Genomic DNA, 25,578 nt, shown 5'->3' with positions numbered 1-25,578 from the left:
ACATGCTGATGGAACCCTACAATCCGCCGCTCGAACCCTGGCTGCATATTCTGTATCAGGACGCGCACATTATGGTGGTCAACAAACCGAGCGGATTGCTGTCGGTGCCGGGCCGGCTGGAGGAGCACAAGGATAGCGTGATGACGCGCATCCAGCGTGATTATCCTGCCGCGGAGTCAGTCCATCGTCTTGATATGGCGACCAGCGGCGTGATTGTGGTGGCGCTGAACAAGGCGGCTGAGCGCGAGCTGAAACGCCAGTTTCGCGAGCGCGAGCCGTCAAAGCACTATGTGGCACGCGTCTGGGGACACCCGGCAGCGGAAAAGGGCCTGATCGATCTGCCGCTGATTTGCGACTGGCCCAACCGGCCAAAGCAGATGGTGAGTCATGAGCTGGGGAAACCAGCCCAGACGGAGTATGAGGTGCTGGAATATGCAGCCGATAACAGTGCTCGCGTGCTGCTGAGGCCCATTACCGGACGCTCACACCAGCTGCGCGTGCATCTGCTGGCACTGGGACATCCAATCCTTGGCGATCGTTTCTATGCGCATGAAGCGGCGCTGGCGATGGCTGCCCGTCTGCAGCTGCATGCGGAGTCGCTGACCATTACCCATCCGGCATTTGGCAACAGCATGACATTTCGTCAGCCAGCGGAGTTCTGACTCGCGTCACCCTGCCCTCTTTCAGGTAAAAAGGGCGGGATGGCCGGGTTATTTAAACCCTTTCTCTTTGCGGATCAGGTCATATGCGGCCTGAATCTCCTGCGCTTTCTGTTTCGCCATCTCCATCATTTCCGGCGGCAGGCCTTTTGCCACCAGCTTATCGGGATGATGTTCACTCATCAGCTTGCGATAGGCGCGTTTAATCGTGGCGTTATCATCACTGCTTTTCACGCCCAGTACGCTGCAGGCGTCTTCCAGCGTGGGTCCCCGCTGCGCCTGCTGCCAGCCGCCGCCTGAGGTGCCCGCGCCGCCAAACTGCTGCCCGCCTTCCATCATGCGCAGGAACTGATCGAACTGCTGGCGTGAGATCCCCAGCTCTTCGGCGATCACATACAGAACCTGCCGCTCGTTCGGATGCAGCGAACCATCCGCAAACGCCGCCTGAATCTGAATTTCCAGAAACATCCGAATCAGATCAAAGCGGCCAAAACAGGCGCTGCGCAGTTCACGCAGCTTGTTGCGCAGCGGATAGTCGCTCTGCTTGCCCTCGCGAAACGCGCGCTGAGCGGCGGTGCGGGCATCTCCGTGCAGCTGCATGCGATCCATAAACAGTGACGCAATCTGAATATCCGCTTCTGTGACGCGCCCTTTTGATTTGGTCAGATGACCCATGACCTGAAACGTCGTGCTGAAAAACAGCGTCTGCCGCGACTGATTATTGGCAAAGTATCCCTGCCCTCTTACGCTGCGCACTTTATCAATCAGATGACCAATGATCAGACCCAGGACAATGCCCCAGAACCCCGCGCCCGACATCACGCCAAGCGCAAGACCAATAACTTTTCCCCAGTAGCGCATAAACTCCTCAATTCGCCATGCTTGCGGCTGAAAATTGCATTATCATACCTGTCATTTATCTCCGCGCCTAACGGCAACGCAGACAGAAAAGGATTAACGCTGGCACTACGCCGGGCGGTAAGTTAGTCTCTGTCCGGATTGTCGGCATGATGCCAGTGTCCATGGAATTATCGAAACCGCGTATGAAAAAACGTATACCTACCCTGCTGGCGACCATGATTGGTGCCGCACTTTATAGTCAGCACGCGCTGGCCGACGATTTGATGTCGCAGTGTATGCTGGGCGTGCCAAGCTACAACCGCCCGGTTATCAATGGTGACGCTAACTCCCTGCCGGTAACCATTAATTCCGACTCGGCAAAAGGCAATTATCCGGACGATGCGGTGTTTACCGGCAATGTCGATGTGCAGCAGGGTAACAGCCGTCTGCGCGCTGACGAAATGCAGCTGCATCAGCGTCAGCAGGAAGGCCAGACCGCGCCGGTACGTACCGTGGATGCGCTGGGTAATGTGCACTATGACGATAACCAGGTCATCCTGAAAGGTCCGAAAGCCTGGTCCAATCTGAATACCAAAGACACCAATGTCTGGAACGGTAACTATCAGATGGTGGGTCGCCAGGGACGCGGCGATGCCGATCAGATGAAGCTGCGTGGCAATAACCGGTATACCATTCTCGAAAATGGCACCTTCACTTCCTGTCTGCCAGGCTCTAACAGCTGGAGCGTGGCGGGTTCAGAAGTGATTCAGGATCGTCAGGAAGAAGTGGCAGAGATCTGGAATGCGCGCTTTAAACTCGGCAATGTGCCGGTGTTTTACAGCCCTTATCTGCAGCTGCCGATTGGCGATCGTCGTCGCTCCGGTTTCCTGATCCCCAATGCGAAATATGGCAGTAATAACGGCTTCGAGTTTATGCTGCCGTACTACTGGAATATTGCACCGCAGGCGGATGCCACACTGACGCCGCACTATATGAGCAAGCGCGGTACGCAGCTGCAAACGGAATTCCGCTACCTCACGGTGTTCGGTGCCGGTCTGATGGAGCTGGATTACCTGCCGTCCGATAAGCAGTATGAGAAAGATCGCGCGGCGCGCTCTTCTATTGAAGACGATCAGGACTCTAAGCGCTGGCTCTTCTTCTGGCGCCACTCAGGCGTTTACGATCAGCACTGGCGCTTTGCGGCAGACTATACCAAGGTCAGCGATCCCTACTATTTCAACGATATCGACTCGAAATATTACAGCTCGACCAATAACTATGCGACGCAGAAATTCAGCATCGGCTACGCGGATACCAACTGGGATGCGACGCTGTCGACCAAAGATTTCCAGGTCTTCGGCAACACCAGTTCTGCCAACGTCTACCGGGCGGCACCGCAGCTGGACGTTAACGCTTACCAGAATGATATCGGTCCATTCGATGGCCGCGTCTATGCACAGGCGGTGAAGTTCACCAACGTCAGCAACCGGATGCCGGAAGCGACGCGTCTGCATATTGAGCCTACGCTGAATCTGCCGCTTTCCAACGGCTGGGCCAGCCTTGATACCGAAGCAAAACTGCTGGCAACGCACTATCAGCAGGACAATATCGAAAGCTATAACACGCGCTTCAATCCCGATGCCACCAACAATAACAGTGGCCGGCTGAAAGATTCCGTTAACCGCACGCTGCCGCAGTTTAAAGTGGATGGCCGTCTGGTATTTGACCGGGATATGGACTGGTCGCAGGGCTATACCCAGACGCTGGAGCCGCGCGTTCAGTATCTCTATATTCCGTATCGCGATCAGAGCAACATCTATCCTTACGACTCTACGCTGCTGCAGACCGACTATACCGGCCTGTTCCGCGATCGCACTTATAGCGGTCTCGATCGCATCGCCTCCTCGAACGAAGTGGCAAGCGGCGTAACAACACGCATTTATGACAACGATCTGGTTGAACGTTTTAACGTTTCTGTAGGTCAAATCTACTCGTTTACTCCGTCGCGTACCGGCGTAAACCAGACGAGTAAAGAAGATGATACCGGCAGCCTGGTATGGGCTGGCGACACATACTGGAAAATCAGCGATCGCTGGAACGTGCGTGGCGGACTGCAGTATGACACCCGTCTCGATAACGTTTCGCAGGGTAACACGGTACTGGAGTATCGCCGTGACGCCGACCGCATGCTGCAGCTGAGCTACCGTTACAGCAGCCCGGAATATGTCGCGCAGGCGCGTAACAACGCCAGCCTGATTAACAATCCGATTTATAAAAATGGCATTTCGCAGGTCGGTGCAACCGGCAGCGTACCGATTGCCGATGCCTGGTCGCTGGTGGGGGGATACTACTATGATACCCGCAACAGTCGTCCGGCAGAGCAGCTGGTAGGCGTGCAGTACAGCTCCTGCTGCTACGCTATTCGTCTGGGTTACGAGCGCAAGATTAACGGCTGGGAAAACAACGACAGTAAATATGACAACCAAATCTCATTCAACATTGAGCTGCGTGGCCTGAGTTCCAACTACGGCTTAGGCACTAATGAAATGCTGCGTCAGGGGATTATTCCCTATCAGCGCGCATTCTGATGTTGTGATGTTTGACAGGCGATCCCGCAGTGCGGAAACAATAATGGATAAAGTATGAAGAACTGGAGAATGCTGATTCTGGGTGCGGCGATGTCGGCCGGCACCGCTTTCGCAGCCCCACAGGTAGTCGATAAAGTCGCCGCCGTCGTGAACAACGGCGTGGTGCTGGAAAGTGACGTCGATAATATGATGCGCACGGTAAAATCCCAGGCGCAGCAGGCGGGTCAGCAGTTGCCTGAGGACCGTACGTTGCGTCATCAGATCCTTGAGCGTCAGGTCATGGATAACATTATCCTGCAGATGGGTGAAAAAGCGGGCCTGCAGATCAGCGATCAGCAGCTGGATCAGGCGATCCAGAACATCGCTGCGCAGAACCGTATGAGCGTTGATCAGCTGCGCAGTCGCCTCGCCTACGATGGCATGAACTACAGCGACTACCGTGCGCAGATCCGTAAAGAGATGCTGATCTCTGAAGTGCGCAACAATGAAGTGCGCCGTCGCGTCACCATTCTGCCGCAGGAAGTCGATACGCTGGCAACGCAGATGGGTTCACAGAACTCACAGGGCACCGAGCTGAACATCAGTCAGATCCTGCTGCCGCTGCCGGAAAACCCTACGCAGCAGCAGGTTGACGATCAGGAAGCGCTGGCACGCCAGCTGGTGGGAGAAATCAAAGGCGGTACCGATTTCGGTAAGCTGGCGGTGACCTACTCAGCCGATCCGCAGGCGCTGAAAGGCGGCAACATGGGCTGGGGTAAAATCGAAGAGCTGCCTACGCTGTTCTCGCAGGCGCTGAGCAGCGCGAAAAAAGGCGATGTGGTCGGTCCGATTCGTTCAGGTGTGGGTTTCCATATCCTTAAAGTTAACGATCTGCGCGGCGAGAGCAAAAATATCTCGGTCACTGAGGTACATGCCCGTCATATTCTGCTGAAGCCTTCGCCCATCCTGAGCGACGATCAGGCGCGTGAAAAAATTACGCAGCTTGCCGCTGACATTAAAAGCGGAAAAACCACCTTTGCCGCTGCCGCTAAACAGTTCTCTGACGATCCGGGCTCGGCTAACCAGGGCGGCGATCTTGGCTGGGCTTCCCCCGACATTTACGATCCCGCTTTCCGCGACGCACTGCTGAAGCTGCAGAAAGGTCAGGTCAGCGCGCCGGTTCACTCTTCATTCGGCTGGCATCTGATCCAGCTGCTGGATACGCGCCAGGTGGATAAAACCGATGCGGCGCAGAAAGAGCGCGCCTATCGTCTGCTGTTCAACCGCAAATTTGCGGAAGAAGCGCAGACCTGGATGCAGGAGCAGCGCGCCAGCGCCTACGTGAAGATCCTTGATGGCAACTGATAGCTATCGCGTTGCGATCACGCCCGGCGAACCCGCCGGGATTGGTCCCGATCTCACGGTGCTGCTGGCGCAGCGTAACTGGCCGGTCGAACTGGTCGTCTGTGCTGACGGCGAGGTGCTGCGGCAGCGCGCTGCGCAGCTCGGTCTGCCGCTTACCCTGCTGCCGTGGCACCCTGACCGCGCACCGCAGCCGCAGCAGGCAGGAACCCTGACGCTGCTGCAGATCGACACCGCACAGCCTGTGGTGCCGGGCCAGCTCTGCGTAGCTAATAGTGCCTACGTCCTTGAGACGCTGGCACGCGCCTGTGACGGTGCGCTGCAGGGCGAGTTTGCAGCGCTGATCACCGGCCCCGTACATAAGGGCGTGATCAACGATGCCGGCATTCCGTTTACCGGCCATACCGAATTTTTTGCCGATCGTGCCGGTGGCGACCGCGTGGTTATGATGCTGGCAACCGAGTCGCTGCGGGTGGCGCTGGCAACCACCCACCTGCCGCTGAAAGATGTCTCTGCCGCCATCACGCGTGAGAGCCTGCATGAAGTCATCACCATTCTGCATCAGGATTTACAGCAGAAATTTGGCCTGCAGCAGCCTCATATATTTGTCTGCGGACTCAATCCGCACGCTGGCGAAAGCGGACATATGGGGCGTGAAGAGATTGATACTATTACGCCAGCGCTGGACTCGCTGCGCCAGCAGGGCATCCGTCTGACGGGGCCCCTGCCGGCCGATACGCTGTTTCAGCCTAAATATCTGCAACATGCCGATGCGGTACTGGCGATGTATCATGACCAGGGACTGCCGGTCCTCAAATATCAGGGCTTTGGCCGCGCGGTGAATATCACCCTGGGCCTGCCTTTTATCCGAACCTCTGTCGATCACGGCACCGCGCTGGAACTGGCCGGGCTTGGGCAGGCAGAGCCGGGCAGCTTTATCACGGCGCTTAATCTCGCCATCACTATGATCAAGAGCAGTAATGAATAATCGCGTCCATCAGGGGCATTACGCCCGTAAACGTTTCGGGCAGAACTTCCTGAACGATCAGTACATTATCGATAGCATCGTCTCTGCTATTCATCCGCAAAAGCAGGAGGCGCTGGTCGAGATCGGTCCCGGTCTCGGTGCCCTGACCGAGCCGGTAGGCGAACGCCTGGACGCGCTGACCGTGGTTGAGCTGGATCGCGATCTGGCGGCACGGCTGCAGACCCATCCGTTCCTCGGTCCCAAGCTGACCATTTATCAGCAGGATGCGATGACCTTTGATTTTGCTGCGCTGGCGCAGGAAAAGGGGCAGCCGCTGCGCGTGTTTGGCAACCTGCCCTACAACATCTCCACGCCGCTGATGTTTCATCTTTTCAGCTATACTGGTTCGATCAAAGATATGCACTTCATGCTGCAGAAAGAGGTGGTTAACCGTCTGGTTGCCGGCCCGGGCAGTAAAGCATATGGTCGTCTCAGCGTGATGGCGCAGTACTACTGTCAGGTGATCCCGGTTCTTGAAGTGCCGCCGCAGTCGTTTACGCCGCCACCTAAAGTAGACTCTGCCGTGGTACGGCTGGTGCCTTATGCACAGCCGCCTTACCCGGTCAGCGATGTAAAGATCCTGAGCCGCATTACCACTGAGGCTTTTGGTCAGCGTCGCAAAACATTGCGTAACAGTCTGGGTCATCTGGTTGCTGCAGGTGCGCTGGAAGAGTTAAATATTGATACTTCGCTGCGTGCAGAAAACGTCAGCGTTGCGCAGTATTGTCAGCTGGCAAACTGGCTGGGCAACCATCAGGCAAAAACAGCGGAGAACTAAGTGCATGAGTGATATGGCGCGCGTCTGTGTTCAGGTACTGAGTCAGTATGTGGAATCGCAATCCTCACCGGAAGAGGATCGCTACGTGTTTGCCTATACCATCACTATTCGCAATCCCGGGCGCACGCGCGTTCAGCTGCGCAGCCGCTACTGGCTGATCACCAACGGCAACGGCCGTGAAACGGAAGTTCAGGGCGACGGTGTGGTAGGTGAGCAGCCTTTTATCGAGCCGGGTGGCGAATACCAGTATACCAGCGGCGCGATTCTGGAAACGCCGATGGGCACCATGCAGGGTCACTATGTCATGATCGATGAAGAGGGCACCGCCTTTAATGTCGATATTCCGGTGTTTCGCCTCGCCGTACAAACCCACATTCACTGATCCCCCCGCCCGGCTCGTCCGGGCGGCGTGTTTTACCGGACTGATATCATGAGTACATATCTGATTGGCGATATCCACGGCTGTTATGATGAGCTGCGCGCGCTGCTGACGCAGGTAAACTTTGATCCACAGCAGGATGAACTCTGGCTGACCGGCGATCTCGTGGCGCGCGGCCCCGGTTCACTGGAGGTGCTGCGCTACGTAAAATCACTGGGTGACAGCGTACGCATAGTGCTGGGCAATCATGACCTGCACCTGCTGGCGGTTTTTGCCGGCATCAGCCGTAATAAACCGAAAGACCGCCTGACGCCGCTGCTGGAGGCGGACGATGCTGATGCGCTGATCAACTGGCTGCGGCGCCAGCCGCTGCTCCAGGTTGATGAAGAGAAAAAGCTCGTCATGGCGCATGCCGGCATCACCCCGCAGTGGGATCTTGAGACGGCAAAAGCGTGCGCGCGCGAAGTAGAAGCGGTGCTCTCCAGCGACAGCTATCCGCTGTTTCTGGATGCGATGTATGGCGATATGCCCAACAACTGGACACCGGAACTGAGCGGCCTGGCGCGTCTGCGATTCAGTACGAATGCACTGACGCGCATGCGTTTCTGCTTTCCTAATGGCCAGCTGGATATGATCTGCAAAGAGGCCCCCGACTCTGCTCCACCGCCGCTGCGGCCCTGGTTCAACGTGGCGGGTAAAATGGGCAGCGACTACACGCAGATTTTCGGCCACTGGGCCTCGCTTGAGGGCAAAGGCACACCTGAACACGTTATTGGGCTGGATACCGGCTGCTGCTGGGGAGGCACGCTGACGCTGCTGCACTGGGAAACACAGCAATACTATGTGCAGCGCTCCCGGCGTGAAGCCGCACTGGCCGCTGAAGGTGCCGCCGCGACTCCTCCGCTGAGCAACACGCCATAAAAAAGCCCCGCGATGTCAGCGGGGCTTTTTCTGATCTTCATAAAGGATAAATCAGGGCGGGTGCACATTGATGCGCACCTGACAACGATCAGCGGCGGCGGTCCAGAATCTCAAAGCAGTAACTGTGCGAATTCTGCGCATCTGCATCATGAAACTCGCTGAAAGCCGACTGCCACTCATCCGGCTCATAATCAGGGAACTGTGTATCCCCTTCCACTTCGGCATCAATATGCGTCAGATAAAGACGATCGGCGCGGGGCAGCATCTGCTCATAAATACGGCCGCCGCCAATCACCATGATCTCTTCTGCGTCACCGGCAGCCTGAATCGCCGCTTCCGGTGAAGTCACCCAGGTCACGCCTTCGTGGGTACCGGGCTTGCTGCTGACCACAATATTGAGCCGGCCCGGCAGCGGACGGCCAATCGACTCAAAGGTCAGACGTCCCATAATCACGGGTTTGTTCAGCGTGTTGCGTTTGAACCAGGCGAGATCGGCGGGTAAATGCCACGGCATGGCGTTTTCCATACCAATAATGCGATCCGCAGCCAGTGCTGCGATCAGACTAATCATGATTAAAAACCTGCTGGAAAAAATTGGCGCAATGATACGTAAAGGCGAAAGTTTCGTCGATAGGCCAGCCGTGCTATTTGCGTAAAGCTCTTTTGCCGCCAGATTCAGGCTGTCAGGCAGAGCTTTACACCGACTTTACTGCGATTAACGGAGAGAGCCGCCACGATCGCCTGCGCCACTGGCACAACTCAGGGGTGTTACCGGCAGGTTTTCAGAGAGAGTGTAAAGAAAAACGCACTGAGCGGCTCCGCAGGGAGCCGCTGCAGTCATCAGAAGTCGTAACGCAGACGTACCAGGTTCACGTTGCCCAGCGACTTGCTGGTATCGGAGGTAATGACATACTCATAATCAACGCGGAAGCCGTAGTCGAGCTGCGCACTGACGCCCACGCCATTATCGATACGCTTATAGTGACGTCCGTTGACGAACTCCAGACGATCGCCCATCACATAAGGCTGAAGGGTTTTCACCGCATACTCGCCTACAGCAAATTTATAACCGGCAAAATACTCGATGCCCCAGGCGTCATCCGCAAAGTAGCGTGTTGCGCTTTTCAGGCGGGTTGGTGCAAAGTTCTGATACCAGCCGGCGCCTGCCGCCAGCGTCCAGCTGTCTGGCGTCCAGCTGACCGAGGTGCCCCAGATATGCTGATCGTAGCGCTCGCTGTCGCCGGTGCCCGGATTACGCACGGTGGCACGGGTATAATTCCACGCGGTGCCCCACGCCAGCTCATCGCTGATGTGATAGTTCACGCCCAGCGACCCACCGCCGTTGCGCTTGTAGCGCAGGCCGTTGCCCGGCAGATATTCGGTATCCTCAAACAGATAAGAGGCGTACAGATCGGCGGCGCCGGCACGGGTTTTGTACTTCAGCATTTTGCGTGAGCGATAGCTGCCGTCGTAATCGCCGTTGATACCGACGCCGGAGCCCTGGGCCAGCATATCGTAATCCCAGATATCGGTTTTTGCGCCAACCACATCGTAATAGACGCTGTTCTGCTGACCAAAATAGAGTTCGCCGAGGCTGGCACTTTTAAAACCGGTATAGAGCTGACGGCGTGAGGTATCGCGTGCGCCGCTGGCATAGTGGTGATCCCAGCCCCACCAGGCCGGGAAATTAACGCCCAGCTCATAGTAGCCTACCCAGCTCAGATCCTCTGCGATCGCGTAGTCTGCGCCAAAGCGGAAGCGCGAGCCGCCGTCGTAGCCGTTACGCTTGTAGGATGTGTCATTTACGCCATTCTGATGCATAAACTGCGGGCGAATGCTGCCGCCCACTTTAAAGCCAAGGCGCCCGAGTGCGCTGTCTGCCTGAGGATCCTGCTTCAGCAGAGTAATTTCTGCCTGGCTGGCGAGAGGCGCAGCCATCAGCAACGCAGCCACTGCGCTAAGAGTTAAAGCACGCATTTTCATTTTATATTTTCCGGTGAAGGTAAAGGCTCTATGGTTGAGCGCGCCAGATAGTACGGTGCCCTTACCGGATGGCGGGTTATAAATTTGTGCGAAAAATCTTAAAAAGGCAGTCAGCAGCACCAATAGCTAAAAGTTAAGCCAAATCAGCAGGTTTGCTACGACCGCTCTGTTTCAGGCAAAAAAAAACGGCCCCGTCCGGGGCCGCTGTTTCTTACGGGTGCTGCGCTTATTTGCCCTTCAGCTGCGCATGCATCTCCTGCACTGAAATGACTTTCTCTGTGGGATCGGCATTCAGAGCCATCGCGGTCGCAAAGCCACCGTTCAGCGTGGTGTCATAGTGCACTTTATACTGCAGCGCGCTGCGGCGAATCAGCTTGGAGTCCTCAATCGCCTGACGTCCCGCCGTGGTGTTAACGATGTAGGTGTATTCGCCGTTCTTCAGGCGATCCTGAATGTGCGGGCGTCCCTCATGCACCTTATTGACCAGGCGTGGATTGATACCGGCTTCACCCAGCACCACCGCCGTACCGTGGGTAGCGTCCAGCTCAAAGCCAAACTTCTGCAGCTTCGCCGCCAGATCGACGATGCGCTTTTTATCGCCTTCACGCACCGAGAGCAGCGCACGACCGCTTTTCTTCATGTTGCTCTGCGCGCCCAGCATCGCTTTACCGAAGGCTTCAGCAAAGGTACGGCCGACGCCCATCACCTCACCGGTGGAGCGCATTTCCGGTCCCAGAATCGGATCGACGCCCGGGAATTTATTGAACGGCAGCACCACCTCTTTCACCGAGTAGTAAGGCGGAATGACCTCTTCCGTCACGCCCTGCTCCAGCAGGGTTTTGCCCGCCATGACGCGCGCCGCCACTTTGGCCAGCGGTACGCCGGTAGCCTTGGAGACAAATGGAACGGTACGTGCCGCACGCGGATTCACCTCAATCAGGTAAACCTCGTTATCTTTGACCGCAAACTGCACGTTCATCAGACCGCGTACGTTAAGTTCAAACGCCAGCTTCTCAACCTGCTGACGCATCACGTTCTGGATTTCACTGCTCAGCGTATAGGCGGGCAGAGAACAGGCAGAGTCACCGGAGTGCACGCCCGCCTGCTCAATATGTTCCATGATGCCGCCAATCAGCACCCGCTCGCCGTCGCAGATAGCATCCACATCCACTTCCACCGCATCATCCAGGAAGCGATCCAGCAGCACCGGCGCATCGTTAGAGACGGAGACTGCAGTCTGGAAATAGCGCTTAAGATCCACTTCGTCATAGACAATTTCCATTGCGCGGCCGCCCAGTACATAGGAAGGACGCACCACCAGCGGATAACCGATACCGGCGGCTTTCTCTACCGCCTGCTCCAGCGTGGCAACCGTGGCGTTAGCCGGCTGTTTCAGTTTCAGACGATCGACCGCCTGCTGGAAACGTTCACGGTCTTCAGCACGGTCAATGGCGTCCGGGCTGGTACCAATAACCGGTACCCCCGCCGCTTCCAGCGCACGAGCCAGTTTCAGTGGCGTCTGGCCACCGTACTGCACGATAACGCCTTTTGGCTGCTCGATACGTACAATCTCCAGCACATCTTCCAGCGTGACCGGCTCAAAGTAGAGTCGGTCGGAAGTGTCATAATCGGTTGAGACCGTTTCCGGGTTGCAGTTAACCATGATGGTTTCATAACCATCTTCACGCAGCGCCAGCGACGCATGGACGCAGCAGTAGTCAAACTCAATACCCTGACCAATACGGTTTGGCCCGCCGCCCAGCACCATGATTTTGTCACGATCCTGATTCGGGTTCGCTTCACACTCCTCCTCATAGGTGGAGTACATGTAGGCGGTATCGGTCGAGAACTCAGCGGCACAGGTATCTACGCGCTTATAAACCGGGTGCAGATTGTACTGCTGACGCAGCTTGCGGATTTCGCTTTCCGCCACGCCTGCCAGCGCTGCCAGGCGCGCATCAGCAAAGCCTTTACGCTTCAGAGCACGCAGGAAACCGGCATCGAGTGCGTTAACCCCTTCACGTGCAACCTGCTCTTCCAGCCGCACCAGCTCTTCAATCTGCACCAGGAACCAGCGATCGATATTGGTAAGATTAAAGACGCCATCCACCGACATACCGGCACGAAACGCGTCAGCGACATACCAGATGCGATCTGAGCCGGCATCTTTCAGCTCGCGGCGGATCCGGGTCAGCGCGTCGGCGTCATCCAGATCCACTTTCGGATCGAAGCCGTTAGCACCAACTTCAAGGCCGCGCAGCGCTTTCTGCATCGACTCCTGGAAAGTGCGGCCAATCGCCATCACTTCACCCACTGATTTCATCTGCGTGGTAAGGCGATCGTTAGCGCCGGCAAACTTCTCAAAGTTAAAGCGCGGGATCTTGGTCACGACATAGTCGATAGAGGGTTCAAACGACGCCGGCGTGCGACCGCCGGTGATGTCGTTCATCAGCTCATCAAGCGTAAAGCCAACCGCCAGCTTAGCCGCGACTTTAGCAATCGGGAAGCCGGTGGCTTTGGACGCCAGCGCGGAGGAGCGCGATACGCGCGGGTTCATTTCGATAACGATCAGGCGGCCATCTTTCGGGTTCACCGAGAACTGTACGTTAGATCCCCCGGTTTCAACGCCAATCTCACGCAGTACCGCCAGCGAGGCGTTACGCATGATCTGGTACTCTTTATCCGTCAGCGTCTGCGCCGGCGCCACGGTGATAGAGTCGCCGGTGTGAATGCCCATGGCATCGAAGTTTTCAATTGAGCAGACGATGATGCAGTTATCGTTTTTATCGCGCACCACCTCCATCTCATACTCTTTCCAGCCAATCAGCGATTCATCAATCAGCAGCTCGTTGGTCGGAGAGAGGTCGAGGCCACGCTCACAGATCTCTTCAAACTCTTCGCGATTGTAAGCAATACCGCCGCCGGTGCCGCCCATGGTAAAGGAGGGACGAATAATGCACGGAAAGCCAACCTCTTCCGCAACCTTCAGCGCCTCTTCCATGGTGTGAGCAATACCCGAACGGGCGGTATCAAGACCGATGCTTTTCATTGCCACATCAAAGCGACGGCGATCTTCTGCTTTATCGATAGCGTCAGCCGTGGCACCGATCATGGTCACGCCAAACTCTTCCAGCACGCCCTGGCGCTCCAGCTCCAGCGCACAGTTCAGTGCGGTCTGCCCGCCCATGGTTGGCAGTACTGCATCCGGACGCTCTTTTTCAATGATTTTGCGCACCACTTCCCAGTGGATTGGCTCAATATAGGTCGCGTCGGCCATTTCCGGATCGGTCATGATGGTCGCCGGATTGGAGTTAACCAGAATGACGCGATAACCCTCTTCACGCAGTGCTTTACACGCCTGCGCGCCCGAGTAGTCAAATTCACACGCCTGACCGATAACGATCGGGCCAGCGCCAAGGATCAGGATAGATTTTATGTCAGTACGTTTTGGCATCGGAGGCTCCTGATTACTTCGCGTTTGAACGGTAGGCTTCAATCAGTTCGATAAAGTGATCGAACAGCGGCGCCGCATCGTGCGGGCCAGGACTCGCTTCCGGATGTCCCTGGAAGCTGAAAGCGGGTTTATCGGTACGATGGATCCCCTGCACGGTCTGGTCAAACAGCGACACATGCGTCACGCGCAGATTTGCCGGTATCTGGCTCTCATCGACGGCAAAGCCGTGGTTCTGCGCGGTAATCATCACGGTATTGTTATCGAGATCTTTCACCGGATGGTTGCCGCCGTGATGGCCCAGCTTCATTTTGACGGTTTTTGCGCCGCTGGCCAGCGCCAGCAGCTGGTGACCCAGGCAGATACCAAATACCGGGATCTCTGTCTCCAGAAATGCCTGAATCGCGCGGATAGCGTAGTCACACGGCTCCGGATCGCCCGGGCCATTGGAGAGGAAGATGCCGTCCGGATTGAGTGCCAGCACCTCTTCTGCTGGCGTCTGCGCCGGTACCACCGTCAGGCGGCAGCCGCGATCTACCAGCATGCGCAGGATATTGCGCTTGGCGCCGTAGTCATAGGCGACCACGTGATATGGCAGTGCGTCAGCGGACTGCTGCTCAGGCAGGCCGTCCTTCAGCGTCCAGCTCCCCTGCTGCCAGGTGTATGTTTCAGTGGTGGCCACTTCTTTCGCCAGATCCATGCCCTTCAGCCCCGGGAACGCCTGCGCTTTTTGCAGCGCCAGCGCTGCATCCGGCGCGTCACCCGCAATGATGCAGCCGTTCAGCGCACCTTTTTCACGCAGCAGACGCGTTAGCTTGCGCGTATCGATATCGGCAATGCCAACAATGTTATTACGCTGCAGCCAGGCAGAGAGGCTCTCTTCACTGCGGAAGTTGCTGGTAATCAGTGGCAGGTCGCGAATGACCAGGCCCTGAGCATGGATCTGATTCGATTCATCATCTGCGATATTGACGCCAACGTTGCCGATATGGGGATAAGTAAGAGTAACAATCTGGCGGGAATAGGAGGGATCAGTAAGGATTTCTTGATAACCGGTCATTGACGTGTTGAAAACGACCTCACCCACTGCCGAACCCGTAGCCCCGATGGCCCGACCGTGGAATTGGGTTCCGTCTTCCAGAACCAAGAGCGCTGACTTAATCAAAACATCCTCCAGGGAATAAACAGTCATAATATATGCATATTAATTCATAATACTGGCCTGAATCAATGTAAAAACCGCCTGACTGCTCGATTTTTGGCAAATTGCGCGCATTCTAATGATCCCCCCTGCTGATGTCTAGCCGGAAAGGCGGTTTTTTTATGTTTTTCGGAGGCTATAACAGAAACAAAGCGCAAAGAGGGTAAAAACAGCACCTTAACAGGTTGATTAATCGGTTGCCTGACATAAATAAAAGCCAGCCGGCCTGATGCACATAATATTTTTGACCAAATGGTCAAATTTAACTTTAGCAGCGCAGAAAAACCCCGGATAACATCTAAAAAAAGAAGCATTGCAGAAGAAAACCTATGAAGAGCTGTTTTTTACATAAAATAAAGGGCAATAATTATATTGCCCTGTCAATCAATGCACTAGCGACTGAAAAACCACATCACGATGGCTCACAACACTTAATTCACACTAAATTCAGCACATCACGCATGTCATAAAGCCCATTTTTACCGCTTCTGACCCATAAAGCAGCTTTTATCGCGCCTTTTGCAAAGGTCATCCGGCTGGATGCTTTATGGCTAATCTCTATGCGTTCGCCAGCATCAGCAAACAGAGCAGTATGCTCACCTATGATGTCGCCGGCGCGCACCGTGGCAAAGCCAATAGTCTGCGCTTTACGTTCGCCGGTGTGACCCTCACGCGCGTAGACCGCATGCTCCGCCAGCGTCCAGTCCATCGCGTCCGCAATGGCTTCTCCCATTGCCAGTGCCGTTCCTGAAGGCGCATCAACCTTGTGGCGGTGATGGGCTTCAACGATTTCAATATCCGCATATTCCCCCATCACTCTGGCCGCCTGCTGCAGCAGATTGAGCATCAGGTTGACGCCAACGCTGAAGTTTGCAGCGAACACAATACCGATCTCCTCTGCCGCTGCACGGATTGCGGCTTTTCCGGCATCGTCAAAACCGGTTGTGCCAATCACCATCGCTTTATGATGCTCGCGGCAAAAGGCCAGATACTCCAGCGTGCCTTCCGGACGGGTAAAGTCGATCAGCACATCGAACTCGTTTACCACGCTCAGTAAATCATCGGTAATGATGACGCCGGTTTTACCTATGCCCGCCAGTTCACCCGCATCTGTCCCCAGTAGTGAAGAGCCGCTACGCGCCAGCGCGGCCCCCACCGCCACGCCTTCCGCCTGATGCGCGGCCTGAATCAGATTTCGTCCCATGCGGCCCGGCGCACCAACAATAGCTAAGCGGATATCACTCATATTTATTCATTCCTGATACAAAACTATGCATGCAAAGCGTAAACAGGTTAACCATCAGCTAACCGTCACGCCACAATAAAAAAGGGATATAAGAATTTCAGGACAGCGATAAAACATTATCAGTAAAAGCAATCCCGGCGGCTGGTTGTGACGAGGCATGCCGCCGTACATAAAGAAAAGGCCGAACAATGTCGGCCTGAGACGGTATAAAATGCGAAGCGCTTATTGCACGTTACGCACGTCAACGCGCAGCTCTTTCGGCACTTCGAATACGATATTTTCTTCGCGGCCGATCAGCTCAATGGCTGCTTCACCACCGAGTTCGCGCAGGCGCTGGATCACCTGCTGTACCAGAATATCGGGCGCAGAAGCACCTGCCGTGACGCCAATACACTCTACGCCGGTTACCCACTCCTCCTGAATATCGTCCGCTGAGTCGATAAGCTTTGCCAGCTTACCCGCACGCTGTGCCAGTTCAGCCAGCCGGTTAGAGTTAGAGGAGTTTTTTGAACCGACCACCAGCACCACTTCAGCGTCCTGTGCCAGCACGCGTACCGCTTCCTGCCGGTTGGTGGTGGCATAGCAGATGTCATCTTTACGCGGTCCGATAATGGCCGGGAAGCGCTGACGTAAGGCGTCAATGACATCTGACGTGTCATCAACTGACAGCGTCGTCTGCGTCATGAAGCAGAGGTTGCTCTCATCTTTGACGGTCAGCTTAAACACATCTTCCGGAGACTCCACCAGATACATGCCGCCATTGGGATTGCTGTATTGCCCCATGGTGCCTTCGACTTCCGGATGACCGGCGTGACCGATCAGGATCGCTTCAACCCCTTTGCGGCTGGCACGCGCCACTTCCATATGGACTTTCGTCACCAGCGGACAGGTGGCATCAAACAGCATCGTCAGATCGCGCGCTTTTGCTTCGGCGCGCACCGCCTGCGAAACCCCGTGTGCTGAGAAGATCAGAATGGCACCATCCGGCACTTCACCAATCTCTTCGATAAAGATCGCGCCACGCTCGCGCAGGCTGCTCACCACATACCGGTTATGCACAACTTCATGACGCACATAGATTGGCGCGCCATACATCTCCAGCGCCCGCTCAACGATGCTGATAGCGCGATCCACACCGGCGCAGAAGCCGCGCGGGTTAGCTAACAGGATTTGCATTGTTATCCTCCAGCGCCGGGTCGATCTCAAGGACTTCAATATCAAACCGGACAGGCTGCCCCGCCAGCGGATGATTGAAATCTACGGTAATTGAGTCACCGGAAATCTCGCGGATCACGCCAGGCATCTCGCTGCCGCCCATGCCGCTGAACAGCATGATTGCGCCGATTTCCGGCTCGCCCGCGTCGATAAAATCGCGGCGCGAGAAATACTGGATCAGATCCGGGCTGCTGGCGCCAAACGCATCTTCCGGTGCCAGCGTGAAGGCGAGCTGATCGCCCGCTTTGCACCCCAGCAGCTCGCGCTCCAGCGCCGCCGACAGGCTGCCGTCACCCAGACGGAACAGCGCAGGCTTGCCGTTAGCACGGGTGGATTCGGCGGTGGAGCCATCCTCCAGCTTTAGCGTGAAATGCACCAGCAGCGCGCTATCGGGCTGAACTGTCTCTGTCATCGGTTACCCTTACTCTCTCTTTCACCATGCCCGCGCCTGCACCCGTTACCGGCGTGCAGGCAGCAGACGTCAGGATGTTGCTTTTTTGCCATTGGGGCTGAAAAACCCTTCCAGCACGACCAGCGCCGCGCCGATGCAGATGCCGCAGTCAGCGATATTGAAGGTGGCGAAGTGCCAGTTACCGACATAAAAGTCGATAAAGTCGACGACAAAACCGTGCCAGGCGCGATCGAACAGATTACCGAGCGCACCGCCAACAATCAGCGCATACGCGATATTGCTGAGCCTGTTACTGGCGCGGTTGCGGTACATCATCACCAGCAGCGCCACAACAATCGCCACGGCAATGCCGGCAAAGAACCAGCGCTGCCAGCCACCTTTATCCGCCAGGAAGCTGAACGCGGCGCCATAGTTATGCGCGTAGAACAGATTCAGAAACGGCATCAGCGGCTGCGTTTCATGCAGCATCATGTTGTTCATGACCCACAGCTTGCTGGCCATATCGATGCCGATCACCACCAGCACCAGCCAGATCCAGCGCAGTCCGGTTGAACTGAGTTTAGTCATCAGGCAAATTTCCGTACTTCACCGTCGCCGGCTACGTTGGAATAACAGCGGCCGCACACGTCGGCGTGCTCCGGATTCTGGCCTATGTCGGTAGTATAGTGCCAGCAGCGCGGGCACTTCTCGCCTGCTGCTTTATGCAGGGCAATTTTCAGCCCTTTCAGCAGATCGCTCTGCTGCGCGTCGTCACTCGCCGCTGCATAGCCAGCTACCGTGGCACCCGACGTCAGCAGCACAAAACGCAGCTCGTCGCCCAGAGCCTGCAGCTTCGCACCCAGCTCAGGTTCCGCATAGAGCGTAACCGTCGCCTCCAGCGCACCACCGATGCGCTTGTCGCTGCGCGCCTGCTCAATCGCTTTATTGACTTCACCACGTACTTTCAGCAGATCGGCCCAGAATGCATCGTTCATCGGCTCATCTGCCGCAAGGCCGAACAGATTGTCATACCACTCTTCGGTGAAGACATACTGCGCGCGTTTGCCCGGCAGGTGACCCCAGATCTCATCGGCGGTGAAGGACATGACAGGCGCCATCCAGCGCACCAGCGCTTCCACGATGTGCCACAGCGCGGTCTGACAGCTGCGACGCGCCAGGCTGTCGCCTTTCGCCGTGTACTGACGATCTTTAATCACATCAAGATAGAACGAGCCCATCTCAATAGAGCAGAAGTGCATCAGGCGCTGCACCACTTCATGAAAATCGTAGTTCTCATAGGAAGCAACGATATCCTGCTGCGCCGCCAGCGCGCGTCCTACCGCCCAGCGATCGACCACGACCATCTCTTCCGGCGTGACGCAATCAGTGGCCGGATTGAAGCCTGCCAGATTGGCCAGCAGGAAGCGTGCGGTGTTGCGGATACGGCGATAGCTGTCGGCTGCGCGCTTCAGGATCTCATCCGATACCGCCATTTCGCCGGAGTAGTCGGTAGAGGCGACCCACAGACGCAGAATGTCTGCGCCGAGCTTATCCATTACATCCTGCGGCGCCACGGTGTTGCCGATCGATTTTGACATCTTGCGGCCCTGACCATCCACGGTAAACCCGTGAGTCAGCACCTGGCGATAAGGCGCTTTGCCTTTCATCGCTGTGGAGATCATCAGGGAGGACATAAACCAGCCGCGATGCTGATCGGAGCCTTCCAGATACATATCCGGCGCGTGTCCCTCAAACTCCGGGCGTGCATCGACCACCGAGAAGCTGGTTGATCCGGAGTCAAACCACACATCCAGCGTATCCGGCACTTTCACGTAAAGATCGGCATCATCGCCCATCAGCTCGCGCGGATCGAGATCCCACCACGCCTGAATGCCATCCTGCTCCACGCGCTGTGCCACTTTCTCCATCAGCTCCAGCGTGTCCGGGTGCAGCTGCTCGCTCTCTTTGTGCACGAACAGCGCCATAGGAACGCCCCAGGTGCGCTGGCGCGAGATGCACCAGTCAGGACGGTTAGCGACCATGGCTTCGATACGCGCCTGGCCCCAGTCCGGGATCCACTGCACGCCTTTGATCTCTTTCAGCGACTGCGCGCGCAGCCCCTGCTGATCCATGCTGATAAACCACTGCGGTGTTGCCCGGAAGATAATCGGCGTTTTGTGGCGCCAGCAGTGCGGATAGCTGTGCAGCAGTTTCTCCACGTGCAGCAGCGCACCCTTCTCTTTCAGCAGTTCAACGATCATGTCGTTAGCTTTAAAGACATTGACGCCATCCAGCGACGGGTATGTGCCCGGCAGATAGGTGCCATCGGGTGCTACCGGGTTAGCGGTCTCAATACCATATTTCTGACCAATGACGTAGTCGTCCGGACCGTGCCCTGGCGCGGTATGCACCGCACCGGTACCCGCTTCCAGCGTAACGTGCTCGCCCAGCACCACTTTTGACTGAACCTGGGTCAGGAACGGATGCTGAAACAGCTGCAGCTCCAGCGCTGCGCCCTGGCATTCGCCCAGCACCTGCCACTCGCTGATGCCGGCGCGCTTCATCACGCTCTCCACCAGGTCTTTAGCGAGGATCAGGCTGCGACCGTCAATCTGCACCAGCTGGTATTCAAATTCCGGGTGCAGTGAAATTGCGCGGTTAGCAGGCATGGTCCACGGCGTGGTGGTCCAGATCACCAATGAAACTGGCCCCTCAGAGGTGCTGACGCCAAAGGCGGATCGTACCGCATCGGCATCCAGCGCGTTAAACATCACGTCGATAGAGGGAGAGGTTTTGTCGTAATACTCAACTTCCGCCTCCGCCAGCGCTGAACGGCAATCCATGCACCAGTGCACCGGCTTCGCGCCTTTATGCAGATGGCCGTTACCGATGATTTTACCCAGCGCACGGATGATATTGGCTTCGGTCTGGAAGTTCATGGTCAGATAGGGACGATCCCAGTCACCCAGCACGCCAAGGCGAATAAAATCTTTTTTCTGCCCTTCTACCTGCTCGGCAGCATAGCTGCGGCAGGCGGCCCGAAACTCTGCCGCGCTGACTTTCTCGCCCGGCTTGCCAATCATCTGCTCAACTTTATGCTCAATGGGTAAGCCGTGGCAGTCCCAGCCCGGGACATAGGGCGAATCGTATCCCGCCATGCCTTTCGACTTAACAATAATGTCTTTCAGAATCTTGTTAACAGAGTGACCAATATGAATATTGCCGTTTGCATACGGAGGGCCATCATGCAGGATAAAGGTTTTTTTCCCTTTTTTGGCGGCGCGGATGATGCCGTAGAGATTGTCATCATACCAGCGCTGCAGCATGCCCGGTTCGCGTTTGGCCAGATCGCCACGCATCGGGAACCCCGTTTCCGGCAAATTCAGGGTAGATTTATAGTCACTCATCAGATTCTCGATTCCGTCTGTCGGTCATTAAACCGGTGTTTGTAGCCCAAAGAATTGGCGGGCTGTCACCACATCTTTTGCAATTTGTTCTTTCAGCGCATCCAGCGAGGCAAAGCGCTGTTCGTCGCGGATCTTCTGTTTCAGCACCACCTCAATATGGCGGCCATAGAGATCCATATGTGTGTCAAGCAGATGAACTTCAAGCTGCTGACGTAAACCTTTTACCGTCGGGCGGGTACCGATGTTGGCGACGCCCGGCACCGGCTGTGCGCCCAGCCCCAGCACTTCCACGGCAAACACGCCTTTAACCGGCGTCACCGCGCGGCGCAACGGCAAATTAGCGGTCGGGAAACCTATGGTACGGCCCAGTGCATCACCGTGCACCACGCGACCTGAAATGCTGAAGGGATGGCCAAGCAGCTGCTGCGCCTGCGCAAAGTCATCCTGCGCCAGCGCCTGACGGACAGCGGTACTGCTGATGCGCTTGCCGCTGTCGCAGAAGGTCTGAGTGCTGATGACCTCAAAGCCATACTCCGCACCCGCTTTCTGTAATAACAGGAAATCCCCTTCGCGACCAGCGCCGAAGCGGAAATCATCGCCCACCGCCAGAAAACGCACGTCGAGTTTTTCCACCAGCAGCTCGCTGATAAAGCGCTGGGCCGGATAGGCTGCAAACTGACGATCAAACCGGATACAGAGCACGGCATCAACGCCGGCCTGCTGCAGCCAGCTCAGTTTTTCACGCAGCCGCGTCAGACGAGCAGGGGCTTTTTCGCCGGCAAACAGCTCCAGCGGCTGCGGTTCAAACAGCATCACCACCACCGGCAGATTGCGCTTACGTCCTTCGGCAATCAGCTGCGCCATCAGTGCCTGATGACCGCGATGCACGCCATCGAAATTACCAATGGTCAGAACGCAGCCGCGATGCTGCTGTTTCAGATTATAAATACCGCGGATTAACTTCATGGCTGACTCAAACCGGTGGAAATCGGCGGATTATACCCTTGAATAGCGCTAAGGTTAACCCGTATACACGCCTTTCCTGCGCTGAAGCGCCCTCTGGCCCGCTGTTTAGCGACAAATCACCGCACGTACTGAAGAAATTTGTTGCGAAATACTGTATTCAGCGCGGGGTTGCTGGTAGAATCTTGCGCCATCAATTACGTAAGCGGGTGTCGTGGTTAAAACGACGCTTATTTGCACAAATCCATTGACAAAAGAAGGCGCAAAAGGCATAGTCCTCGGCCTTTGATTTGTCCATATAGAACACATTTGGGAGTTGGACCTTGGCTAATATCAAATCAGCTAAGAAACGCGCCGTAACATCTGAGAAACGTCGCAAGCATAACGCGAGCAACCGTTCTATGATGCGTACTTTCATCAAGAAAGTATACGCGGCTATCGCAACCGGCGACAAAGCTGCTGCGCAGAACGCATTCAACGAAATGCAACCAATCGTGGACCGTCAGGCTGCTAAAGGTCTGATCCACAAAAACAAAGCTGCACGCCATAAAGCAAACCTGGTGGCTCAGATCAACAAACTGGCTTAATCGCCTGTCTGTTTATCGCTTTGTAGAAAGAACCGGCTTATAGCCGGTTTTTTTATGCCTGTCGTTTGCCGGCAGCGTAAAAAGGAGGCTGACGCCTCCTCTCCGGTTAACGCAGCTTAACGCGCAATAGCGTATAGCCAATCACCGCTGACAGCAGCGAGCCGCTGAGAATACCCAGTTTCGAGAAGGTCACCAGCTCTTCATGCGCGGCGTCAAAGGCCAGCGAACTGATAAAGATAGACATGGTAAAGCCGATACCGCACAGCACGCCTATGGCCATGATATCGCGTATCGTTGTCCCGCCCGGCAGCGCCGCCAGACGCAGTTTTACGGCCAGCCAGCAGAACAGCGTAATACCCAGCGGTTTACCAATCAGTAACCCGAGGATAATCCCCAGCGGCTCTGGTGAGAACACATCACCAAAGGTGATACCACTCAGTGAAATCCCGGCGTTAGCAAACGCGAACAGCGGCAGAATCAGCCAGTTCACCCACGGCATCAGACCGTGCGCCAGATGCTCTGCCGGTGAATGCCCCTCTTTCTCTTCCAGCGGTACAAAGAAGCCGACTACCACGCCTGCCAGCGTGGCGTGCACGCCTGATTTCAGTACAGCCGTCCACAGCACCATCCCGACCAGCATATAGACGGCGATATTCCGCACGCCACAGCGGTTAAGTATGGCCAGCACCACAATCGCCGCTGCCGCCACGCTCAGTGACAGCACAGAGAGATCGCTGGTGTAGAAGAGTGCGATAATCACAATCGCGCCGAGATCGTCGATGATGGCCAGCGCCATCAGGAACACCTTCAGCGCCAGAGGAACACGACTGCCAAGCAGTGCCAGCACGCCCAGAGCAAATGCGATATCGGTCGCGGTAGGAATCGCCCAGCCGTTGCGCGCAATCTCATTGTCATGATTGAAAAACAGGAAAATCAGCGCCGGCGCAACCATACCGCCGAGGGCAGCAATGACCGGAAAAATCGCGCGATCGCGACTGGCCAGCTCGCCGCTGATTAATTCGCGTTTCACTTCCAGACCGATCAGCAGAAAGAACAGCGCCATCAGCGCATCGTTGATCCACAGCAGCAGGTTCTTGCTGATATCGAGTGCGCCAAAGCGGATCTGCACCGGCTCAGCGAGAAAGCTCTGATAGCCAGCGGCCGTCTCTGCACTGTTTGCCAGAATCATGGCCGCGACCGCAGCGAGAATTAATACCATGCCGTTGCTGGCATCACTTTCTATAAAGCTTTTCAGCAACGTTTTAATCGAACGGGGCTTATTCACAACTCCTCCTGAGCAAAAACAATTTGTTAAGGAGTGTAACCGCGTTAACCCTGTGATAAAAGCCGCTTGCCGCGTCTTTACGCCAGTTTAAAATTAATAAAAAAGCGGAGAGTCACCTCTCCGCTTTTCGTGTGTTGCCCTGACGCTGAATCAGCGCGTCAGGTCATCAAAGAACTTCTTCACGCCGTCAAAGAAGCTTTTTGAACGCGGGCTGTTCTTTTCACCGCTCGGGCCACCAAAGCTCTCTTCCAGCTCGCGCAGCAGCGCTTTCTGTTTATCATTCAGGCTGACCGGCGTTTCCACCACCACCCGGCACAGCAGGTCACCAACGGCGCCGCCGCGCACTGATTTTACGCCTTTGCCGCGCATGCGGAACAGCTTGCCGGTCTGGGTCTCAGCAGGCACCTTCAGCTTCACACGGCCATCCAGCGTGGGCACTTCAATCTCCCCGCCCAGTGCCGCCATCGCAAAGTTGATCGGCACTTCGCAATAGAGGTTATTCTCTTCACGCTCAAAGATAGGGTGCTTCTTCACCGAGACCTGAACGTAGAGATCGCCCGCTGGTGCGCCATGCTCGCCCGCTTCCCCTTCGCCACTCAGACGAATGCGGTCGCCGGTGTCCACGCCCGCCGGGATTTTCACCGACAGCGTTTTCTGACGCTCAACGCGTCCATGACCATGACAGGCGTTGCACGGATCTTTGATGACCGAGCCGCGGCCGTGACAGGTCGGACACGCCTGCTGCACAGTAAAGAAGCCCTGACGCATCTGCACCTGACCCGCGCCGTGGCAGGTCGGACAGGTTTGCGGCTGCGTGCCTGCTTTGGCACCGCTGCCATGACAGACATCGCACTCTTCCAGTACCGGGATGCGGATCTCTTTGGTCACGCCGCGTACCGCTTCTTCCAGCGTCAGCTCCATGTTGTAGCGTAAATCGGCACCGCGTGATGCACGCTGACGGCGACCGCCGCCAAAGATATCGCCAAATACGTCGCCAAAGATATCGCTGAAGTCTGCGCCACCGCCGCCGAAGCCGCCACCACCAAAGCCGCCGCCACCGCCGCCCTGTTCAAAGGCTGCGTGACCATACTGGTCGTAGGCCGCACGCTTCTGTGCATCCGTCAGAATTTCGTACGCTTCCTTCACTTCTTTAAATTTTGCTTCGGCTTCTTTGTCGCCCGGATTGCGGTCCGGGTGATATTTCATCGCCAGGCGCTTATAAGCCTTTTTGATTTCACGCTCATCAGCCGATTTTGAGACGCCTAAGATCTCGTAAAAATCACTCTTAGCCATTTTGTTCTGCCCTTAACATAGTT

Annotated in this window: 21 protein-coding genes; 8 read left to right on the top strand and 13 right to left on the bottom strand. The window is 56.1% G+C overall.

Annotated features, from left to right (window positions below; translation table 11 throughout):
• Positions 1 to 2 precede the first annotated feature (2 nt).
• Complete coding sequence (gene rluA / locus B3041_RS13055) at positions 3 to 662, top strand: bifunctional tRNA pseudouridine(32) synthase/23S rRNA pseudouridine(746) synthase RluA (protein WP_065650158.1); 660 nt, start codon at positions 3 to 5, stop codon at positions 660 to 662.
• Between the two features lie 48 nt (positions 663 to 710).
• Here rluA and djlA read toward each other — a convergent pair whose 3' ends face one another.
• Positions 711 to 1,520 (bottom strand): co-chaperone DjlA, encoded by an 810-nt coding sequence (gene djlA / locus B3041_RS13050; protein WP_065650159.1) that lies wholly within the window; start codon positions 1,518 to 1,520, stop codon positions 711 to 713.
• 182 nt (positions 1,521 to 1,702) lie between these two features.
• On the opposite strand from djlA, the gene lptD reads away from it, so the two are divergent.
• From lptD to apaH, 6 genes are read left to right on the top strand one after another with little or no spacing between them, the layout of a single operon-like run.
• Positions 1,703 to 4,087: an LPS assembly protein LptD gene (gene lptD / locus B3041_RS13045; RefSeq protein ID WP_292975436.1), complete on the top strand. Its 2,385-nt coding sequence runs from the start codon at positions 1,703 to 1,705 to the stop codon at positions 4,085 to 4,087.
• 54 nt (positions 4,088 to 4,141) lie between these two features.
• Positions 4,142 to 5,431 (top strand): peptidylprolyl isomerase SurA, encoded by a 1,290-nt coding sequence (gene surA / locus B3041_RS13040; RefSeq protein ID WP_292975433.1) that lies wholly within the window; start codon positions 4,142 to 4,144, stop codon positions 5,429 to 5,431.
• The gene (gene pdxA / locus B3041_RS13035; RefSeq protein ID WP_292975430.1) at positions 5,421 to 6,416 is read left to right on the top strand and encodes a 4-hydroxythreonine-4-phosphate dehydrogenase PdxA; all 996 of its coding nucleotides are present in this window, start codon (positions 5,421 to 5,423) and stop codon (positions 6,414 to 6,416) included. The genes surA and pdxA overlap by 11 nt, the downstream gene beginning before the upstream one ends.
• Positions 6,409 to 7,233 (top strand): 16S rRNA (adenine(1518)-N(6)/adenine(1519)-N(6))-dimethyltransferase RsmA, encoded by an 825-nt coding sequence (gene rsmA, locus B3041_RS13030; protein ID WP_039382519.1) that lies wholly within the window; start codon positions 6,409 to 6,411, stop codon positions 7,231 to 7,233. Before pdxA ends, rsmA begins: the two co-directional genes overlap by 8 nt.
• 4 nt (positions 7,234 to 7,237) lie before the next feature.
• The gene (apaG, locus tag B3041_RS13025) at positions 7,238 to 7,615 is read left to right on the top strand and encodes a Co2+/Mg2+ efflux protein ApaG (RefSeq protein WP_065650162.1); all 378 of its coding nucleotides are present in this window, start codon (positions 7,238 to 7,240) and stop codon (positions 7,613 to 7,615) included.
• Between the two features lie 48 nt (positions 7,616 to 7,663).
• Positions 7,664 to 8,533 carry a bis(5'-nucleosyl)-tetraphosphatase (symmetrical) ApaH gene (gene apaH, locus B3041_RS13020; protein ID WP_065650163.1) on the top strand — a complete coding sequence of 290 codons (870 nt, stop codon included), beginning with the start codon at positions 7,664 to 7,666 and terminating at the stop codon, positions 8,531 to 8,533.
• 88 nt (positions 8,534 to 8,621) lie between these two features.
• On the opposite strand, the gene folA is transcribed toward apaH, so the two are convergent.
• The 10 genes from folA to ribF form a co-directional block, all read right to left on the bottom strand.
• On the bottom strand, positions 8,622 to 9,104 hold the full coding sequence (folA, locus tag B3041_RS13015) for a type 3 dihydrofolate reductase (protein ID WP_065650164.1): 483 nt from the start codon (positions 9,102 to 9,104) through the stop codon (positions 8,622 to 8,624).
• 269 nt (positions 9,105 to 9,373) lie between these two features.
• Entirely contained in the window at positions 9,374 to 10,516 is a 1,143-nt protein-coding gene (locus B3041_RS13010) for a porin (RefSeq protein WP_292975422.1), read from the bottom strand.
• Positions 10,517 to 10,742: 226 nt separating this feature from the next.
• Positions 10,743 to 13,970 carry a carbamoyl-phosphate synthase large subunit gene (carB, locus tag B3041_RS13005; protein WP_065650166.1) on the bottom strand — a complete coding sequence of 1,076 codons (3,228 nt, stop codon included), beginning with the start codon at positions 13,968 to 13,970 and terminating at the stop codon, positions 10,743 to 10,745.
• A 13-nt stretch (positions 13,971 to 13,983) separates the two neighbouring features.
• Positions 13,984 to 15,132: a glutamine-hydrolyzing carbamoyl-phosphate synthase small subunit gene (carA, locus tag B3041_RS13000; protein WP_292975418.1), complete on the bottom strand. Its 1,149-nt coding sequence runs from the start codon at positions 15,130 to 15,132 to the stop codon at positions 13,984 to 13,986.
• 472 nt (positions 15,133 to 15,604) lie between these two features.
• Positions 15,605 to 16,414: a 4-hydroxy-tetrahydrodipicolinate reductase gene (dapB, locus tag B3041_RS12995; protein ID WP_065650168.1), complete on the bottom strand. Its 810-nt coding sequence runs from the start codon at positions 16,412 to 16,414 to the stop codon at positions 15,605 to 15,607.
• 222 nt (positions 16,415 to 16,636) lie between these two features.
• A complete protein-coding gene (gene ispH / locus B3041_RS12990; protein WP_292975415.1) occupies positions 16,637 to 17,590 on the bottom strand; it encodes a 4-hydroxy-3-methylbut-2-enyl diphosphate reductase in 954 nt (317 codons plus the stop codon).
• Positions 17,571 to 18,041: an FKBP-type peptidyl-prolyl cis-trans isomerase gene (gene fkpB, locus B3041_RS12985; RefSeq protein ID WP_065650170.1), complete on the bottom strand. Its 471-nt coding sequence runs from the start codon at positions 18,039 to 18,041 to the stop codon at positions 17,571 to 17,573. The genes ispH and fkpB overlap by 20 nt, the downstream gene beginning before the upstream one ends.
• 69 nt (positions 18,042 to 18,110) lie before the next feature.
• A complete protein-coding gene (gene lspA / locus B3041_RS12980; protein WP_065650171.1) occupies positions 18,111 to 18,608 on the bottom strand; it encodes a signal peptidase II in 498 nt (165 codons plus the stop codon).
• Positions 18,608 to 21,427, bottom strand: a complete 2,820-nt coding sequence (ileS, locus tag B3041_RS12975) for an isoleucine--tRNA ligase (protein WP_292975410.1) — start codon at positions 21,425 to 21,427, stop codon at positions 18,608 to 18,610. The genes lspA and ileS overlap by 1 nt, the downstream gene beginning before the upstream one ends.
• 27 nt (positions 21,428 to 21,454) lie before the next feature.
• The gene (gene ribF, locus B3041_RS12970) at positions 21,455 to 22,393 is read right to left on the bottom strand and encodes a bifunctional riboflavin kinase/FAD synthetase (protein WP_292975407.1); all 939 of its coding nucleotides are present in this window, start codon (positions 22,391 to 22,393) and stop codon (positions 21,455 to 21,457) included.
• Between the two features lie 320 nt (positions 22,394 to 22,713).
• Between ribF and rpsT the strand changes: the two genes are divergently transcribed.
• On the top strand, positions 22,714 to 22,977 hold the full coding sequence (rpsT, locus tag B3041_RS12965) for a 30S ribosomal protein S20 (RefSeq protein ID WP_039382484.1): 264 nt from the start codon (positions 22,714 to 22,716) through the stop codon (positions 22,975 to 22,977).
• A 106-nt stretch (positions 22,978 to 23,083) separates the two neighbouring features.
• Here the strand turns inward: rpsT and nhaA are convergent, their stop codons facing one another.
• Complete coding sequence (nhaA, locus tag B3041_RS12960) at positions 23,084 to 24,262, bottom strand: Na+/H+ antiporter NhaA (RefSeq protein ID WP_065650174.1); 1,179 nt, start codon at positions 24,260 to 24,262, stop codon at positions 23,084 to 23,086.
• 150 nt (positions 24,263 to 24,412) lie between these two features.
• Complete coding sequence (gene dnaJ, locus B3041_RS12955) at positions 24,413 to 25,555, bottom strand: molecular chaperone DnaJ (protein ID WP_065650175.1); 1,143 nt, start codon at positions 25,553 to 25,555, stop codon at positions 24,413 to 24,415.
• Between the last annotated feature and the right edge of the window lie 23 nt (positions 25,556 to 25,578).

The organism is Pantoea sp. UBA4549 (assembly GCF_002387285.1).
In the GTDB taxonomy this organism is placed as follows: domain Bacteria; phylum Pseudomonadota; class Gammaproteobacteria; order Enterobacterales; family Enterobacteriaceae; genus Pantoea; species Pantoea borealis.
Note: the sequence above shows the minus strand (reverse complement) of the source record. Positions and strands in the feature narration are given on the sequence as shown.

Excerpts from the sequence above, each read along its gene's own strand:
- rluA (WP_065650158.1), top strand. The coding sequence starts at position 3 with ATGCTGATGGAACCCTACAATCCGCCGCTCGAACCCTGGCTGCATATT.
- djlA (WP_065650159.1), bottom strand. The coding sequence starts at position 1,520 with ATGCGCTACTGGGGAAAAGTTATTGGTCTTGCGCTTGGCGTGATGTCG.
- lptD (WP_292975436.1), top strand. The coding sequence starts at position 1,703 with ATGAAAAAACGTATACCTACCCTGCTGGCGACCATGATTGGTGCCGCA.
- surA (WP_292975433.1), top strand. The coding sequence starts at position 4,142 with ATGAAGAACTGGAGAATGCTGATTCTGGGTGCGGCGATGTCGGCCGGC.
- pdxA (WP_292975430.1), top strand. The coding sequence starts at position 5,421 with ATGGCAACTGATAGCTATCGCGTTGCGATCACGCCCGGCGAACCCGCC.
- rsmA (WP_039382519.1), top strand. The coding sequence starts at position 6,409 with ATGAATAATCGCGTCCATCAGGGGCATTACGCCCGTAAACGTTTCGGG.
- apaG (WP_065650162.1), top strand. The coding sequence starts at position 7,238 with ATGAGTGATATGGCGCGCGTCTGTGTTCAGGTACTGAGTCAGTATGTG.
- apaH (WP_065650163.1), top strand. The coding sequence starts at position 7,664 with ATGAGTACATATCTGATTGGCGATATCCACGGCTGTTATGATGAGCTG.
- folA (WP_065650164.1), bottom strand. The coding sequence starts at position 9,104 with ATGATTAGTCTGATCGCAGCACTGGCTGCGGATCGCATTATTGGTATG.
- B3041_RS13010 (WP_292975422.1), bottom strand. The coding sequence starts at position 10,516 with ATGAAAATGCGTGCTTTAACTCTTAGCGCAGTGGCTGCGTTGCTGATG.
- carB (WP_065650166.1), bottom strand. The coding sequence starts at position 13,970 with ATGCCAAAACGTACTGACATAAAATCTATCCTGATCCTTGGCGCTGGC.
- dapB (WP_065650168.1), bottom strand. The coding sequence starts at position 16,414 with ATGAGTGATATCCGCTTAGCTATTGTTGGTGCGCCGGGCCGCATGGGA.
- ispH (WP_292975415.1), bottom strand. The coding sequence starts at position 17,590 with ATGCAAATCCTGTTAGCTAACCCGCGCGGCTTCTGCGCCGGTGTGGAT.
- fkpB (WP_065650170.1), bottom strand. The coding sequence starts at position 18,041 with ATGACAGAGACAGTTCAGCCCGATAGCGCGCTGCTGGTGCATTTCACG.
- lspA (WP_065650171.1), bottom strand. The coding sequence starts at position 18,608 with ATGACTAAACTCAGTTCAACCGGACTGCGCTGGATCTGGCTGGTGCTG.
- ileS (WP_292975410.1), bottom strand. The coding sequence starts at position 21,427 with ATGAGTGACTATAAATCTACCCTGAATTTGCCGGAAACGGGGTTCCCG.
- ribF (WP_292975407.1), bottom strand. The coding sequence starts at position 22,393 with ATGAAGTTAATCCGCGGTATTTATAATCTGAAACAGCAGCATCGCGGC.
- dnaJ (WP_065650175.1), bottom strand. The coding sequence starts at position 25,555 with ATGGCTAAGAGTGATTTTTACGAGATCTTAGGCGTCTCAAAATCGGCT.